The sequence below is a fragment of the Streptomyces coeruleorubidus genome (assembly GCF_008705135.1).
GTDB classification, from domain to species: Bacteria; Actinomycetota; Actinomycetes; order Streptomycetales; family Streptomycetaceae; genus Streptomyces; species Streptomyces coeruleofuscus.
Genome location: NZ_CP023694.1, coordinates 689,178 through 705,950, shown reverse-complemented (window position 1 = coordinate 705,950; position 16,773 = coordinate 689,178). Strand labels below are relative to the sequence as shown.

Annotated in this window: 11 protein-coding genes and 1 pseudogene; 8 read left to right on the top strand and 4 right to left on the bottom strand. The window is 67.3% G+C overall.

Annotation, left to right across the window (positions count from 1 at the left end; genetic code table 11):
• Nucleotides 1-130: 130 nt before the first annotated feature.
• Entirely contained in the window at nt 131-2,452 is a 2,322-nt protein-coding gene (locus CP976_RS03300; RefSeq protein ID WP_229876248.1) for a tyrosine-type recombinase/integrase, read from the top strand.
• A 119-nt stretch (nt 2,453-2,571) separates the two neighbouring features.
• Here the strand turns inward: CP976_RS03300 and CP976_RS03295 are convergent, their stop codons facing one another.
• Complete coding sequence (locus CP976_RS03295) at nt 2,572-3,201, bottom strand: class I SAM-dependent methyltransferase (protein ID WP_150478924.1); 630 nt, start codon at nt 3,199-3,201, stop codon at nt 2,572-2,574.
• A 1,143-nt stretch (nt 3,202-4,344) separates the two neighbouring features.
• Between CP976_RS03295 and CP976_RS03290 the strand changes: the two genes are divergently transcribed.
• From CP976_RS03290 to CP976_RS03275, 4 genes are all read left to right on the top strand, one after another.
• Nucleotides 4,345-5,007 (top strand): (2Fe-2S)-binding protein, encoded by a 663-nt coding sequence (locus CP976_RS03290; RefSeq protein ID WP_150478923.1) that lies wholly within the window; start codon nt 4,345-4,347, stop codon nt 5,005-5,007.
• 12 nt (nt 5,008-5,019) lie between these two features.
• The gene (locus CP976_RS03285; RefSeq protein WP_150478922.1) at nt 5,020-6,000 is read left to right on the top strand and encodes an FAD binding domain-containing protein; all 981 of its coding nucleotides are present in this window, start codon (nt 5,020-5,022) and stop codon (nt 5,998-6,000) included.
• Nucleotides 5,997-8,186: a xanthine dehydrogenase family protein molybdopterin-binding subunit gene (locus CP976_RS03280; protein WP_150478921.1), complete on the top strand. Its 2,190-nt coding sequence runs from the start codon at nt 5,997-5,999 to the stop codon at nt 8,184-8,186. The genes CP976_RS03285 and CP976_RS03280 overlap by 4 nt, the downstream gene beginning before the upstream one ends.
• A gap of 181 nt (nt 8,187-8,367) precedes the next feature.
• Nucleotides 8,368-9,516, top strand: coding sequence for an XdhC family protein (locus CP976_RS03275; RefSeq protein ID WP_150478920.1), 1,149 nt, complete (start codon nt 8,368-8,370; stop codon nt 9,514-9,516).
• Nucleotides 9,517-9,567: 51 nt separating this feature from the next.
• Here the strand turns inward: CP976_RS03275 and CP976_RS03270 are convergent, their stop codons facing one another.
• Nucleotides 9,568-10,434: a helix-turn-helix domain-containing protein gene (locus CP976_RS03270; protein WP_150478919.1), complete on the bottom strand. Its 867-nt coding sequence runs from the start codon at nt 10,432-10,434 to the stop codon at nt 9,568-9,570.
• 176 nt (nt 10,435-10,610) lie between these two features.
• Nucleotides 10,611-11,353, bottom strand: a pseudogene (locus CP976_RS43240) (aldo/keto reductase); the annotation flags it as partial.
• Nucleotides 11,354-11,887: 534 nt separating this feature from the next.
• Here CP976_RS43240 and CP976_RS03260 point away from each other — a divergent pair.
• The 3 genes from CP976_RS03260 to CP976_RS03250 all read left to right on the top strand — a co-directional run bounded on the left by CP976_RS03260 (nt 11,888) and on the right by CP976_RS03250 (nt 15,239).
• Nucleotides 11,888-12,652 (top strand): SDR family NAD(P)-dependent oxidoreductase, encoded by a 765-nt coding sequence (locus CP976_RS03260; protein ID WP_150478912.1) that lies wholly within the window; start codon nt 11,888-11,890, stop codon nt 12,650-12,652.
• Between the two features lie 30 nt (nt 12,653-12,682).
• A complete protein-coding gene (locus CP976_RS03255; RefSeq protein ID WP_150478918.1) occupies nt 12,683-13,663 on the top strand; it encodes an aldo/keto reductase in 981 nt (326 codons plus the stop codon).
• Nucleotides 13,664-13,982: 319 nt separating this feature from the next.
• The gene (locus CP976_RS03250; protein WP_150478917.1) at nt 13,983-15,239 is read left to right on the top strand and encodes an MFS transporter; all 1,257 of its coding nucleotides are present in this window, start codon (nt 13,983-13,985) and stop codon (nt 15,237-15,239) included.
• A gap of 153 nt (nt 15,240-15,392) precedes the next feature.
• Here CP976_RS03250 and CP976_RS03245 read toward each other — a convergent pair whose 3' ends face one another.
• Nucleotides 15,393-16,262, bottom strand: coding sequence for a helix-turn-helix domain-containing protein (locus CP976_RS03245; RefSeq protein WP_150478916.1), 870 nt, complete (start codon nt 16,260-16,262; stop codon nt 15,393-15,395).
• Nucleotides 16,263-16,773: the final 511 nt, after the last annotated feature.

Sequence of the window (16,773 nt, the reverse complement as noted above, 5' to 3'; positions counted from 1 at the left end):
GCGCGCTCCGGCCGTCATCCGAGATGCACAGCCACTCGCCGGCGAGGCTCTCCGGGCAGCCAAGAAGCGTTTCCCGCCGCGGCCCTACGAGGACGCTTGGCCTGCCACCGGCCAGTCCTACGAGGAGGTCGTGGCTCAGCTGAACCGGCCTCCGCTTCGGGCCGCGAGCGAGTCCACCCATTTCTACCGGCGGCGAGGCGCAACGCTCATTCTCCGCTGGCTCCTGGACCAGCCGGGCTCCACCTGGCAACAACGGTGGAACGCGAGCCCCGCTGCAAACGCGACCGGGGCACAGTGGAACAAGCTCAACGCCAGCTGGGTCGGCTACGACGCGGCGAATGCGAACGGCATTCTGAACACGGGCCTGTTCGCCCTGGTCTGCGCCGATGTGCTCCGGCCGTCGCTCCACTGGCAGCTCACCCGGACCTCGACCAACCTCCGTGCCATCATCTGCCAGTACCGTGACCCTGAGGGATTTGCCCGCCTTCAGGAGCTGGTGGGCCCAGAATCGTGGTCCTCCCACCTCGGCATCCTCGCCAAGAACGTTCTGGTCAAGCTGGTCATCGCCAAGGGCGGGGGGCTGGCCGACATCAATGTCGGGGACGCCATTGAGTACATGGAAGCGCATCGAGCTCAGCGGGCCACATCGGGCGGGCAAAGCCTGTTCTACTCCTGGCTGAAGGACCTGGGTCACCTGCCACCCGACGCGCCCGTGTCACTGAGGCTTCTGCACCGAACGTCCGGCCAGGTCACGGTCGAGCAACTCGTCGACCGCTACCGCCCGCAGTCCAAGCCCATCCGGGATCTGCTGGTCGAGTACCTCAAGGAACGCCAGCCCACCATGGACTACACGTCCTTGGAGGACGTGTCCCGGACGCTTGTGAGGAACTTCTGGCTGCAGATTGAGCGCATCCAGCCCGGCATCGACACACTCCGGCTGCCGCCTGAAGTCGTGAGCGCATGGAAGCAGGTCAGCCGGACGAAGGTCACACGCCGCCGGCTGCCGGATGGCACAGTCCATGAGGCGGTGACGGAGCGGGCCAACTACGGCAACCTCATGATCGGAGTTCGAGCCCTCTACCTCGACCTGGCCCACTGGGCCGTCGAGGAACCAGAACGCTGGGGCCCGTGGGTTGCTCCCTGCCCGGTCAGCGCCGCCGACGCCAGTACCTCCAAGCACGAGAAACGCCGCAAGGCCAAGATGGACCAGCGCACCCGCGAACGACTGCCCGCGCTGTCCACCGTCGTCCGCGCCGCTAAGGCGAACTGGACAGAGGCTCGTGAGGGGATGGACGCCCTGCAGGCCGCCCCACTCGGCGGCCAGTTCACGTTCAGAGGCAGAACCTACACGCGCCAGAAGAAGGACTCGTCGACTCCGTTCCGGGCCTACGACGAGTCCGGCCGACGCATCCATCTGGGACTGCTCGAGGAACGGGCCTTCTGGGCCTGGGCCACGATCGAATTCCTGCAGCACACCGGCGTCCGGATCGAGGAGATGCTGGAGGCCAGCCATCACGCCTTGATCCAGTACAAGCTGCCCACCAGCGGTGACATAGTGCCTCTGCTCCAGGTCGCTCCCTCGAAAACAGACGAAGAACGGCTTCTCCTCGTCAGCCCAGAATTGGCCGACGTCCTCAGCACGATCATCGCCCGCGTCCGTGACCCTCGAACAGGCGCGATCCCGATGCTGCCCAACTACGACGTCGCGGAGAAGATCTGGAACCCGCCGATGCCGCTGCTGTTCCAGTGGACATACGGAGGCCAGCGCACGCCAGTGTCCCGACAAATGATCCGCGACGGTCTCAACGAGGTCCTGAAACGGACCGGGCTCACCGACTCCGCGGGCCAGCCCCTCGACTTCGCTCCGCACGACTTCCGAAGAATCTTCATCACCGACGCAATCCGCAGCGGCCTGCCGCCCCACATCGCGCAGGTCCTCGCAGGTCACTCCGACATCAACACCACGATGGGCTACAACGCCATCTACCCGGCGGACGCCATCGAAGCCCACCGCGCGTTCATCGCCCGCCGTCGATCACTTCGTCCCAGCGAGGAATACCGGACCCCGACGAACGAGGAGTGGGACGCCTTCCTCGCCCACTTCGAGAAACGGAAGGTGTCCATCGGTACCTGCGCACGCGCCTTCGGGACCCCATGCATTCATGAACACGCTTGTATCAGATGCTCACTCCTCCGACCTGACCCGGCCCAACGGGCACGGCTTGCCGAGATCCGCGACAACTTGATCGCCCGAGTCACCGAAGCCGAGACGGAAGGCTGGCTCGGCGAGGTCGAAGGTCTCCAGATCAGCCTGGCTGGCGCCGAGGAGAAACTCAGCCAGCTCGACGTACAGATCTCCCAGCAGCAGGAGTCCGTTGACCTGGGAATTCCCACCTTCCGGGAGATCGTTGCTCACACCACTACCGTGGCCACACCGCCGGAGCCTTCGTGACCAGGACGGTCGTCACCTCTGGCGATGCTCAGTGGACGTCGGCACAGAACGCGGCGGCGCGGACGAGCTTCATCCACGCGGATGATCTACACCACCCCGACCCAGGCCACGGGCACGCTCTACGGGCGGCGGGCCAGAAAGTGGGTGTCGAGGAAGCCACGCTCGGACGCTGGGTCGTGGAGCAACCGAGCCACCGTGACAAGGCCGGCACCGGCCAGCAACTCGGCAAACTGCTCCGCCGGCCAGCTATAAGCGGGCGCCACCTTGTGGTCGAAGCGGACCGGTTCCGGCCCCTCCGTCCCGAAGAAGGACACCAGGAGCAGACCCCCTGGTGCCAGGACACGCACCTGCTCAGCGAGCAGTGCGGGCAATTCTCCAGGTGGGGTATGGATCATCGAGTAGTGGGCCAGCACCCCGCCGAGCGCGCCGTCCTCGACCGGCAAGGCCTCCATGCGCGCTTCGTCGAATCGCAGCGCCGGCTCGGCCCGCCGAGCGTGGTCGACCATGGCCGGGGAGAGGTCGAGCCCGAAGGCGTCCAGCCCCAAGTCGTGCAGCATGGCTGTCAGATGACCGGGTCCGCACCCGACGTCGGCTACCCGCAGGTTCCCCGAATCGCGCACGAGCTCGGCGAAGGTGCCGATCATGTTCCGCGCGAACGGCTGCGTCTCCAACCGACTAGTGAACATCGACGCATAGAGCTCGACGACCCCGTCGTAGGCCGCCCTGGTCTCATCCTGGTGTTTTAACACGGGCAGGAAACTAACACCCGCGCCGTTCGCAGCCGTTCTCCGGCCCTTCCTCTCGGGACTGATCGTCCCGTCGCCGGATCACGGGACGCCCCGGTAGTTCGGAGAAGGGCCGCTCTGCGGCAGCTGCAACACCCGCGAGGGCACGGGCATCCCGCACTACTACCTCCGGCTCGAAGGCGCCGCGCTGCAGCACCTCCTGGAGTGCCGCGGCTGCCTCGAACAGCCGGTCAGCAATCAGCACTTCCTGACCGCCTCGAACACACTAGACGTTTTCAACACGGTCACAGATCGGGGACGCCGACGCCGGCCCGCATTCCGCGAACTCCACGGTTCGAGTGGGGTACAGCCCCGCAGCAGCTTAGGGGCCAACGTACATCAGGTTGGCGGGCTCTACCCGATTGCTCAGTTCGCGTTTACGGCATCGTGGTTGATGCAACCCAGGATTGCGTCGTTGATCCGATCATGCCGAGCTTGCCCCGTCGGCATGGCGGTGTCGCATGGCCGCCTCGCCGGGGTGGCTGGGTGCGACGGGTACCAGCGGATATCGAGAGCTGATCATGCGCAACATGGTTACCCGGCTGTACGGCGGTGCTCCCGCCCTGGTCAGGTCACCGCTCGGTGACGTGCGGACGGTCTACTGGAGTCTCCCGCCCCATGCCCCTCGAATGCGGCGGGCTGGAATGCGGTGGGCAGACTCAAGAATGACGCTCAACGGCGCGCGAAGAGCAGAGCAGCACAGCGCAGCAGAATTGAGCTGAGCCACGCACACATAGTGGAGAATTCGGCAAACGAACCCGGCCTGTTCGGCGGGGACCTTCCGCTGACACGGCCCTACGCTGACCTTACTTCCGACATTTTCACCGTCGTGTGTGTGCGCAGAAGATGGAGTTTTCCATCCTGGGCGTCAGACATCCAGACAGAAAACTCTACCCCCCACGCGACTGCCAACTGATGGCAAGCTGACGGTCATGGCCAGCTACGCTCTGAGCGAGCTGGACGAATTCCCCTCTGCCCTGTGCCGAGTCCCGCATCGCAACTCACAAACACGGCCGGAGCACACCGGCGATAACGACGACGCGGATTCTGCCCCTGGGCACGCCGATGAACAGGCCATCGACCTTCCGCCGATCCGAAAGCGTACGCATGTCCACTGAACTCACCGAGTCAGCTGTTTCTCCCCCCACCGAGCCCTCTGCCGAGCCCGCCAACGTGCCCTCCCGGCGCACGTTCATCGCGACGACCACCGCGGTCGGTGGGGCCGTCGTGGCCGGCGGCCTGATGACGGGTCCGGCTGCACTTGCCGTCGAGACGGGGGCTGCCGCCAAGGCGCCGCCGAGCAGCCGTGTCTCGCTGACGGTCAACGGGAAGCGTCACACCGTCACGGTGGACAACCGGACCTCGCTACTGGACCTGCTGCGCGAGCACCTGGACCTGCCCGGCTCCAAGAAGGGCTGCAACGCCGGTGCCTGCGGCGCGTGCACGGTGCTCGTCGACGGACGCCGCGTCAACTCCTGCCTGACGCTCGCGATCCGTCTGGAGGGCGCCCAGATCGCCACCATCGAAGGGCTTGCTCCCGGGGGCGAGGACGGCGAACTGCACCCTTTGCAGCAGGCGTTCATCGACGAGGACGCCTTCCAGTGCGGCTACTGCACGCCGGGGCAGATCATGTCCGGTGTCGGCTGCATCCAGGAAGGCCACACCGGATCGGCGGACGAGATCCGGGAGTGGATGAGCGGCAACATCTGCCGCTGCGGCTGTTACGTGAAGATCGTGCGCGCGGTCGAGCAGACCGCCCACGGGAAATGAGACCCGCCTCCCATGTATCCCTTCGCCTTCACCAAAGCCTCCAACACCGCTGAAGCGCTCAACGCCGGGCGACGCGGTGGGCGTTACATCGCAGGCGGCACCACCCTCGTCGACCTGATGCGCGAGACTGTCGAACGCCCTGAGACGCTGGTCGACATCAGCGCACTGCCGCTGCGCGAGGTCACCGTCACCGAGCGCGGAGGTTTGCGCATCGGCGCGTTGGTGCGGATGGCCGAGGCCGCCGCGCATGCCAAGGTCCGCACCATCTACCCGGTCATCTCGGAGGCGTTGGAGCTGAGCGCCTCGGCCCAGCTGCGGAACATGGCCACCATCGGCGGCAACATCATGCAGCGCACCCGCTGCACCTACTTCCGCGACGTGACCGCCGCCTGCAACAAGCGTGAGCCCGGCTCGGGTTGCGCCGCACTGCACGGCTTCAACCGCACCCACGCGATCCTCGGCACCTCCGACTCCTGCGTGGCCACGCACCCCTCCGACGTGGCCGTGGCCTTCGCCGCGCTGGAGGCGACCGTCCGCCTGCTCGGCCCGGACGGTGCACGCAGCATTCCTTTCGCCGACTTCCTGCTCCGACCCGGCAGCACCCCGAACCGCGAACAGTCCCTCCGTAAGGGAGAGTTGATCACTGCCGTCGAGATTCCGGCCCTCCCGCGTCCGCTCAAGTCGGGCTACATGAAGGTGCGTGACCGGCAGTCGTACGAGTTCGCCCTGACTTCGGCGGCCGTCGCGCTGCACGTACGCGGCGGGGTGATCCGCGAGGCCAAGGTGGCCGCCGGTGGCGTCGGCACTGTGCCGTGGAAGCTGCCCGCCGTCGAGAGGCACCTCATCGGCGAGCGGCCCTCGCGGGCGCTGTGGGCCGAGGCCGCCAAGCATGCGGTGGACGGGGCCCGCCCGCTGGAGCACAACCGCTTCAAGGCCGAACTCCTCAAACGCACCGTCGAGCGCCAGCTGCGCATCGTAGGAGGTACCAAGTGAGCCCGCAGCCGCAGGCAGCCGTCGGAGCGCCGCTGTCCCGGGTGGACGGCCGGCTGAAGGTGACGGGGAAGGCGACGTACGCCGCCGAACACGACATCAAGGGCGTCGTCCACGCCGTCATCGTGGACAGCACCATAGGTCGCGGGCGCATCACCGGCATCGACACCCGTGCCGCCCTCGCCCAGCCCGGCGTCATCAAGGTCATCAGCCACCTCAACGCGCCCAGGCTGGCCTACCGCGGCACGGAGAACGACTGGCCGGACAGCAAACAGCTGCGGATCTTCCAGGACGACAAGGTTCTCTTCCGCGGCCAGCCGGTCGCCGTCGTGGTGGCCACCACCCTGGAAGCCGCGGAGCACGCTGCGCACCTGGTCAAGGTCCGCTACGACGCCGAGAAGACCTCGACCGACATGGCCACCGCACCGGCCGGTGAACCCGTGAACTACGCGCGGGGCGACGCGGACAAGGCGTACGAATCCGCCGCCGTACAGGTGGACGCGACCTACCAGCAGGCCCGTGCCCATCACAACGCGATGGAACCGCACGCCACCATCGCCCGCTGGGACGGCGATCAGCTCACTCTGTGGGACAAGACCCAGTGGCCGATGGGCACGCAGAAGGACGTCGCCGCCGTGTTCGGCATCCCGAACGACTCGGTGCGCGTCATCTCGCCGTTCGTCGGCGGCGGGTTCGGCAACGCCATTCGCGCCTGGCCGCACATCGCCATCGCGGCGGTCGCCGCCCGCGAGACCGGCCGCCCGGTCAAGCTCGTGCTGTCCCGCAGGCAGCTGTACTTCGGGGTGGGCTACCGGCCCTCGTACGAGTACCGGGTGCGCCTGGGCAGCGACCGGCGCGGCCGGGTGAGCGCCATGGTCCAGCACCTGAAGTCCGAGACCTCGACGTACGAGAACTTCATCGAAGGCGTCCTGAACACCGGGCAGATGGTCTACAACGCGCCCCACGTCCGCCAGGACCACCGCACGGTGCCGCTGGACGTGAACACCCCGATCTGGATGCGTGGCCCCGGTTACGCCACCGCCGCCTTCGCCATCGAGTCGGCGATGGACGAACTCGCCCACGAGCTGGACATCGACCCCATCGAGCTACGCCGGCACAACGAACCGGAGGAGGACCCGTCCAACGGGCTGCCGTTCTCCACCCGGCGACTGCGCGAGTGCTACACCGTCGGCGCCCGCGAGTTCGGCTGGAACCGGCGCGACCCCAAGCCCCGCTCCACCCGCGACGGCGATTGGCTCATCGGTACCGGCATGGCCGTCGGCACCTACGACGTGATACGGAACGGGGCCCAGGCCCGAGTCAGGCTGAACGCCGACGGCACCGCCCTGATCCAGTCCGCGACCAGCGACATGGGTCCGGGCACCTACACCTCCCAGTCCCAGGTCGCCGCGGACGCCCTCGGCCTGACGATGCGCAATGTGACCTTCCAGCTCGGCGACTCCACCATGCCGACGGCACCGCCCCACGGCGGCTCACAGACCATGATCAACATCGGCTCCGCCGTCCAGGACGGCTGCGACAAGGTGCGCAAGCAGGCGATCAAGCTGGCCGTCGAGGACAAGGACTCGCCGCTGTACGGCGTCGATGCCGAGGACATCGTGGTCCGCGCCGGACGGCTGCACGTGTCGGACAATCCGGCACGCGGGGAGACCTACCGGCAGCTGCTGACCCGCAACAACCGCACCCACCTCGAAGTCCTCGGCTCCTGGACCCCCGGTCAAGCACGGCACTCCATGTACACCTACGGTGCGATCTTCGCCGAGGTCGCCGTCGACGCCAGTCTCGGACTGGTTCGGGTGCGGCGGATGCTCGGCGTCTTCGACGCGGGCCGCATCATCAGCCCCAAGCTCGCCGACAGCCAGGCGCTGGGCGGGATGGTCGGCGGCATCGGCGCGGCCCTCCTTGAGCACACGGTCACCGACCACCGCGACGGCCGCATCGTCAACGCCAACCTCGCCGACTACATGGTCCCGGTCAACGCCGACATCCCCGACCTGCGGGGGATCTTCCTCGACGGCGGCGAAGACCTGGAAGCCGACCCCATCGGCGTCAAGGGACTCGGCGAGATCGTCTACATCGGTGTGGCGCCCGCCATCGCCAACGCGGTCTTCCACGCCACCGGCCGCCGCGTCCGCGAACTGCCCATCACTGCGGAAGCGCTGCTCTAAGCCACCCAGGGGCTCGCCCGGTTCGAGCCCGCAGTGCTCACCCGACCGTCCGGCGGCTGCCATTCCCCGCCGCCGGACCGACAGGGCCGCCGCCGCGTCCTTCTCCCCCGGACGGCACGGCGGTGGCCCTCAAGCCGTCACCTCAACGACGTCCGACGTCGTCTCACCCGGAGACCTGCCCATGCTGAACATCGCGGACACGCTGTACGACTGGTGCCGCGAGGCCCGCCCCTTCGCCCTCGCCACCGTGGTTCAGGTCAGCGGCAGCGCACCCCTGCCACCCGGCACCGCGCTCGCCGTCAACGCCGACGGCACGGCGGTCGGCAGCATCTCAGGCGGTTGTGTGGAAGGAGCCGTCTACGAACTGTGCCAACAGGTGCTGGCTGACGGTGGCACTCCCGCCCTGACCCGGTTCGGCTACTCCGACGACGACGCCTTCGCCGTCGGCCTGACCTGCGGCGGCGAAATCGAGGTTCTCGTACAGCGTGTGTGCCCCACTACCGAGCCCCACCTCGCCGCAGCCCTCGAAGCCGTCACCCAGGGCCGGCCGACTGCCCTCGCCCAGGTCATCGACGGCCCGGAAGGACTCCTCGGCCGCACCCTCGCCCTCCTCGGTGACGGCAGCGCGTACGACGGAACCCTGAGCAGCGCGCGCGAGGACCGCGCGGTTGCGGCCCGGGCCCGCGCGCTGCTGCGGGCGGGTCGAACCGCTCGCACCGAGGTAGGCGGCGACGCCGACACCTGCCCCGAGAGACTGTCCGTCCTCGTCCACACCCACGCGCCCCGCCCCCGCATGCTGATCTTCGGCGCGGTCGACTTCGCGGGTGCGCTGAGCGAGGTCGGGCGCTTCCTCGGCTACCACGTCACCGTCTGCGACGCTCGTCCGGTCTTCGCGACGCCGACCCGTTTCCCGCATGCCGACGAGGTTGTCGTCGACTGGCCGCACCGCTATCTGGAGGGCACGGAGGTGGATTCCCGCACTGCGGTCTGCGTACTCACGCATGACGCCAAGTTCGACATCCCCCTTCTTCGTCTCGCCCTTGACCTGCCCGTCGGCTACGTCGGTGCGATGGGTTCACGGCGTACGCACGACCACCGTCTCGATGCACTGCGCGAAGCCGGCGTACCGGACGACCGGCTCGCGCGCCTGCACTCCCCGATCGGGCTCGACCTCGGCGCCCATACCCCCGAGGAAACCGCCATCTCCATCACCGCCGAGATCATCGCCAACACCCACCACGGCAGCGGCCTGCCCCTGACCCGCGGTACCGGACCCATTCACCAGCCCGCCCCGGACACTCTTGCATCGGCCACACGAACAGCTGCATGACGACCCACCTGCCCGCGGCACGGCGCGGGGACGCGCACCAACAGAAGGAGATCAGCCGGCGGCGTCAGTGCTCGGCTGGTGGTTGGCGGCCCAGCAGGCGAGGAAACGCAGCCCTTCGTGGGATGCGGTACCGGGCTCCGCGGTCCAGATGACGAGGTGCTGGTCGGGGTCGGTGGGGCAGGCGAGGGTCTCCCAGTCGAGGGTGAGATCGCCGGCCACGGGATGACGGAAGGTCTTCGTCCCCACGGAATGGTGGGCCACCTGGTGGGCGGCCCACCACTCCCGGAACTGAGGATCCTTTTCGGACAGCTCCTCGACGAGTGCAGTCATTCTTGGATCGTCCGGGTTGTCCGCTGCTTCCATCCTCAGAAATGCCACGACGGTACGCGCTACGGTTTCCCAGTCCGCATACAATTTCCTCATTGCGGGATCGGTGAAGAGCATTCGCGCAGAATTGCGCTGCCCTTCCGGAATCTGAGAGAAGTCCGCGATCAAGGCGACCGAAAGGTGATTCCAAGCGAGAATGTCCATGCAGCGGCCGAGAACGATAGCGGGGGTGTCGGTGAGATTGTCGAGGAGCCGCTGTGTCGACCGCCGGACCTTCTGCACCGAGCGCCGACGTGGCCGCGTGTTCTCCTTCCCGGCAAGTTCGAGCATGTAGTCACGCTGGTCGTCGTCCAGGCGAAACACGCGGGCCAGGGCCATCAGCACCGGAGCGGAGGCTTCGATGCGCCCCTGCTCCAGGCGGGTGTAGTACACAGTGCTGATCGCGGCCAACTGCGCCACTTCTTCCCTGCGCAGGCCCGGAACCCGCCGCAAGGCCCCGCCCTCGGGCAGACCCATTGCACGCGGGCTCAGCTCGGCGCGCCGGGCCTTGAGGAATTCACCCAGCTCGCTGAGGTGTGCGTCCCTGCTCATGCCCGCCACGGTACTGCGCGGGCCGTCCCGGAACAGCCCAGGTGGGGGGTAGAGATCTGTACCCGGAACGTGCCTTCCTCCGAATGAGGAGAGGGCCCACGCCGTCTTCACCATTAATGCTCGGGTTCTTTACAGCGATAACCGAGCAATGGGTTGCTCTGACGACACGTCGTTTTCCAGTCGAGGATCGCCATCTGCTCCGGCGAAAGGCGGTCGCCCCTGGCCGCAGGCAGGCGGCTGAGCCTCGCAAGGTGGTCGGGGGTCAACTGCACGTCGACGGAGGCGGTGTTCTCCTCCACGTAGGCGACGTGCCGGGTGCCGGGGATCGGCACAGTGTCTTCTCCCTGTGCCATCAACCAGGCCAGCACCGCCTGCGCGGGTGTGACACCTGCCTCATCGGCAATGGCCTTCACCTCGTCGACGAGGCGCAGATTGCTCTGCAGGTTCGCCGGTTCGGAGAACCGCGGCATGGTCAAACGCATGTCATCCGGGGCGAACGACTCCATCGCCCGGAAGGCGCCTGCGAGGAATCCCTGGCCCAGTGGGGACCAGGGCACGAAGCCGGTACCCACGTGGTCGGTGCCCAACCGCCTGAGAGATCACTCAAGGGCCACCGGGACGTTCGCCGGGCTGCTGTCGAGCATGCCCGCACGTCCCGAGTGCGAGACGAATCCGAACTTCGTCGCGACGACGGCGGCCTGGTCACGACGGCCTTTGAGCGCCCGACCGACCAGCTCCTCATTGAGGAAAGGCCCGTACACCTCGGCCGTGTCGATGAAAGTGACACCCAGCTCCAGTGCCCGATGGACGGCGCGAATCACCTCAGCGTCGTCCGTGTTCTTGCCCGTATAACCGTGGGACGCCGTCAGCCGAGATCGATGCGGGAGACCTCCAGATCCCCCAGCATGACGTGTTTCATGTTCCCATCCGTTCTTCTGAGGCGCATAGCCGGCCCCGGGCCGTTTCATCCACACCTCCCGCGTTCCCGTAGGTAGCGGCGGCCATACGGGGAGAAAATCGTACCCCCTACCTTCCTGCATATTGCTTTGGAGCCAAAATTACACTCTGCGCGCCAAGCGTCCCTCTTCCAAAAATTCGTGGGGGGTAGAGTTTTATACCCGGAAAGATCTCTCCCATTGTCGCCTTCCGGAGTCGATGGCACGGTTGCATCCGTGCCTTCGACGGATCCGGCAGACGGTTGACGAATGAGCATGCTCGACGCGAATGCGTGGGAGCTCGCTGTTCTTCCCTGGCCGACCAGGGCGAGTAGCCGCGTCAGGGGAGACCGCTACCGCAGCCACCCCTGCAAGGACGAGACGGCCGCCGCTGGTTTCTACCCGGCACACCTCAACTGCCCACACAGAGGTCCACGCCGCGCGTGGGAGTAGGCCGCTGAGGCGGCGCCCAGCCGTCTGCTCCTACGCCGTGTATCAAGAGGAAAGGACTAACTCCTATGGCATCGAAACTGACTGGCACTGTTGCTCTCGTCACCGGTGCGAGCAGCGGTATTGGCGAGGCCACCGCCCGCCAACTCGCCGAGCATGGTGCGTCCGTGGCCCTGGTGGCTCGCCGCAAGGACCGTCTGGACGCACTCGCCGCCGAGATTGGGAAGGCCGGTGGCACCGCGCTGGTGGTGGAGGCCGACATCACCGACCGCGCCCAGGCGGAGGCGGCGGTCGAGCGGACGGTCGAGCACTTCGGTCGGCTGGACATCCTGGTCAACAACGCCGGTCTGATGCTGCTGGGCCCCGTCGTCGGCGCGGACGCCGAGGAGTGGGAGCGCATGATCGCCGTGAACGTGAAGGGTCTGCTCTACACCACCCGCGCCGCCCTCCCGCACCTGCTCAAAGCCGCCGAGGACGGTACGCGCCGGGTCGCCGACATCGTCAACATCAGCTCCATCGCGGGCCGCGTGGCCTGGAACGGTTACGGCGTCTACAACCTCACCAAGTTCGGTGTGAACGGCTTCACCGAGTCCCTGCGCCAGGAAGTCACCCAACGGCACCTGCGCGTCGGTGTCCTGGAGCCGGGCGGTGTGAACACCGAACTGGACTCGCACAACAAGCCCGAGATCCACGGCGAGATGATCCAGCCCTTCCTCGACACGACCGAGATCCTCGCCCCCGAGGACATCGCCGACGGCGTCACCTACATGGTCACCCGGCCCCGCCACGCCTCCATCGCCGAACTGTGGATCATGCCCACCGACCAAGCCTGACTGACGGGCCGTTACGACAAGGAGTACCTCATGAAGCACGTATCACTGGGCGGGCTCGATGTCTCGCGCATCGGCCTGGGAGCCATGACCATGGCAGGCGTCTACACCACGGGCGGAGGACTCGACGACGCAGAGTCCATCCGCACCATCCACCGGGCCCTGGACCTCGGGGTCACCCATATCGACACCGCCGAGATCTACGGCCCCTTCCACAGCGAGGAACTCGTCGGCAAGGCCATCAAAGGCCGGCGCGACGACGTCGTCATCGCGACGAAGTTCGGTCTCGTCTCCCACGCCGGCGACGGCCCCGGCGTCATCGACAGCAGCCCCGCCAACGTGAAGACAGCGGTCGAAGGCTCGCTCAAGCGGCTCGGCACGGACCACATCGACCTGTACTACCAGCACCGCGTCGACCCGAACACGCCCATCGAGGAGACCGTCGGCGCGCTGGCCGATCTGGTCGCCGAGGGCAAGGTCCGCCACATCGGACTGTCGGAGGCCGGGCCCGAGACGATCCGCCGGGCCCACGCCGTGCATCCGGTGGCCGCGCTGCAGACCGAGTACTCGCTGTGGACCCGCGACGTCGAGGCCGAGATCCTCCCGCTGCTGCGCGAGCTCGGTATCGGGTTCGTTCCCTACTCGCCGCTCGGGCACGGTCTGCTGACCGGGCAGATCCGCACCGTCGACGACTTCACCGACGACGACTGGCGCAAGACCAACCCGCGGTTCACCGGCGAGAACTTCCAGCGCAACCTGCGCATCGTCGACGAGGTGCGGGCCATCGGAGCCGAGATCGGAGCCACCCCGGCCCAGACCGCGCTGGCATGGCTGCTGACCCGCGGCGACGACATCGCCCCCATCCCCGGAACCCGCCGGGTCTCACGCGTCGAAGAGAACACCGCCGCCGACGCCATCGAACTCACCGCCGCCCAGCTCGACCGCCTCAACAACCTCACACCCGCCGCCGGCGAACGCCACGACGAGGCGAACATGGCCAGCATCGACCGCTGACGTCGGCGCCGCACGTCCAGAGCGGCGAGAGAAGAACCATCATGAGCTCTTGGAGCCAGAGAGAGTTCCGTGCGATCGCTTAGGTGCGTGCCGCCAGCGGACAGCCGTCAACACTGCTGTAGACGCCGCTTTGAGCCCCACCTCGCAGCGCACCCGGGTCTCGCCGGAGGCGTTCACGCGGGCCGGTGCCGTACGAAGCCGCTGAAGATTTCCAGATTTTGGCCGTCGGCGGCGCCGGCGACCGGCTCGCCACGGCTGACCGCATCACCGTTGAATCCGATTCCTGACCCACCAACTACTTGCAAGGAGAGGCACACGTATGCCTTCCGCAGCCGGGACCGCCCCCGGCAAGCTGCCTTTCGTCGTCTGGGTGCTCGCCGCCTGTACGTTCCTGATGGGGACCACCGAGTTCGTCATCGCCGGCCTGCTGCCGGAGATGGCCGGTGACCTCGGTGTCAGCGTGTCTCGCGCCGGCCTGCTGATCACCGCTTTCGCGATCGGCATGATCGTCGGCGGGCCTACCATGGCCATGGCCACCCTGCGCCTGCCCCAGCGCCGGACACTGATCCTGGCCCTGACCGTCTTCGCCCTCGGGCACATCGTCGCCGCGCTGAGCAGCTCCTTCACGATTCTCCTCATGGCCCGCGTCGTCACGGCCCTGGCCACCGGAGCATTCTGGGCGATCGGATTCGTCATCGCCACAGCTGCCGCGGGCCCCGGCAATTCCACCAGGGCTGTCGGCGTGATGATAGGCGGCCTGACCCTTGCCAACGTCATCGGCGTACCGATCGGCTCCTTCGCCGGCCAGTTCACCGGCTGGCGCGGCCCCTTCTGGGCTCTCGCCGCCCTCTCGGCCCTGGCGGCCGCATTCGTCGGCCGCTTCATCCCCACCGTCGAGCAGCGCGCCGAGGTATCGGTGCGGGCCGAGCTACGCGCTCTGCGGCAGGGCCGACTGTGGCTGGCACTCGCCGTCGCCGTACTGATCATGGGTGGTGTTCTGGCGACCTACACCTACATCACCCCGCTGCTGACCGACCGTGCCGGCATTGTGCAAGGGGCCGTGCCGCTGGTCCTGATCGGTTTCGGCGTCGGCGCACTGGGCGGCACCGCCATCGGCGGAGGCATGGGTGAACGCCGTCCGATGGCCACGACCATCACCGCCGCCGCGGCCACCGCCCTGACGCTGTTCTTGCTGGTCCCACTGTCGAACAGCCCGGCCGCGGCCATCGTCTTGGTGTTCCTCATGGCCCTGACGGGGTTCACCGTCCCCCCGGTCGTCACGTCCCTCGCCGTCCGGTTCGCAGGCGACGCCCCCACCCTGACCTCGGCGTTGACGACCTCCGCCTACAACACGGGCATCGCCGCCGGATCGGCCATCGCCGGCCAAGCCATGGACTCCGCTCTGGGCCTGACCGGACCGGCCCTGGTCGGCGCGGTCTCCGCCGCGCTGTCTCTGTTGCCGTTGATCGCTCTCGCTGTCAGCGGCGCACCCCGCCGTGCGCGGATCGTGGCCCAGCGCACAAGCTCCACCCACGTGCAGGACGACGCCGCCACACCGGCACCGTCACAGCACTGACGGGCGCCCGCATCCCGCATCCCGTACAGCTCCGTTGGGAGCCGCTTGAGGGCGGACGGCGGTGACGTAGCGCATGGCGATCTGCTCGGGCGATGCCGATGGCGGGTGCCCCGCATGCCGTCGGCAGTCCCAAGTCGCCCCGCACCCGAGCGGTCAGGTGGTGCTGTCGGGTGCGGGCTGCTGGTGTTTCGTGGCCCAGGAGGCGAGGATGCGCAGCGCGTCGTGGGAAGGGGTGCCGGGCTCGGCGGTCAGCACGACGAGTTGCTGCTCGGCGTCGACGCTTGCGGTGAGGGTGTCCCAGTCAAGAGTGAGCTTGCCGGCCACAGGATGGTGGTAGGTCTTGGTCCCCATCGTGCGGGCGGCGACATGGTGGTCGCCCCACCAACGGCGGAAGTGCGGGTCCTGCACCGACAGCTCTCCGACGAGTGCGACCAGCCGGGAGTCATCGGGATACTTGGCAGCCTGCATGCGCAACTGCGCGACGGTGGTGTGAGCGACCTCCTCCCAGTCCGCGTACAGCCTCCTCATCGCAGGATCGGTAAAAAGAATTCGTGTATGGTTTCTTTTCTTCTCCGGAATCTCCGCGAAATCGGTCATCAGCGCGGCAGCCAGGGAATTCCAGGCAAGGACGTCTGTACGGCGACCCAGAACAATTGCCGGTGTGTCGATCAGGTTGTCCAGGAGGCGCTGCAGCGTCGGCTGTATCTTCTGCACGGCACGGCGACGAGGCCGATCCTGGCCCCTACCGGCGAGTTCGAAGAGGTAGTCCCGTTGGTCGTCGTCCAGACGGAGTACCTGCGCCAGAGCGGACAGCACCGGCCCCGACGCAGGGATACGACCCTGCTCAAGGCGGGTGTAGTACTCGGTGCTGATGGCGGCAAGCTGGGCGACTTCCTCACGGCGCAAACCTTTGACCCGCCTCACGCCGCCCGTCTCGGGCAGGCCCACTGCGCGGGGGCCCAGTTCGGCCCGGCGGGTCTTGAGGAACTCGCCCAGCTCGTTGAGATGTGCGTTGCGAGTCATACCGGCCAGTGTGACACCGAATGGGCAGACATTGAGGGGTAGGGATTTATACCTGGAACCTTTCATCCGGGTAGGGAATCCTTCTCTGCACCGATGCGCGTGGAGGTGCGAAGCCTGATGAAGTGGCTGGGATGGAATCGTCGGGGCTTTGGCAGCCCCGGTGCTGCGCAATTGACCGGGCCCGGCCGATGCGCCTTACGCTGCGCGCGGGCGTGGCCACTCAGATGAGCCAGATGCCGGTCGGCGCCCCGGCCGCCTCCGGTGCGGCACTGCTGAAGTCGCAGTCGGCGGCCCTACAACACTGCACGCCGACATTCCGCCGTCGACGTGTCCTTCCTGGACGACCCGGATCCGACCACGCCGCTCGGCATTCAGGTTCTCACTACCGCCGGAGCGAAACAGACGGCTGTCCGATGCAGGGGCTCGAGCTCCACCTGCCACTCGGCCTCGGCCTTACGCAATTCACTTTTCTCCTGGAACCTGTGAACCGCCGTCTCGCTACTGTGAGTTC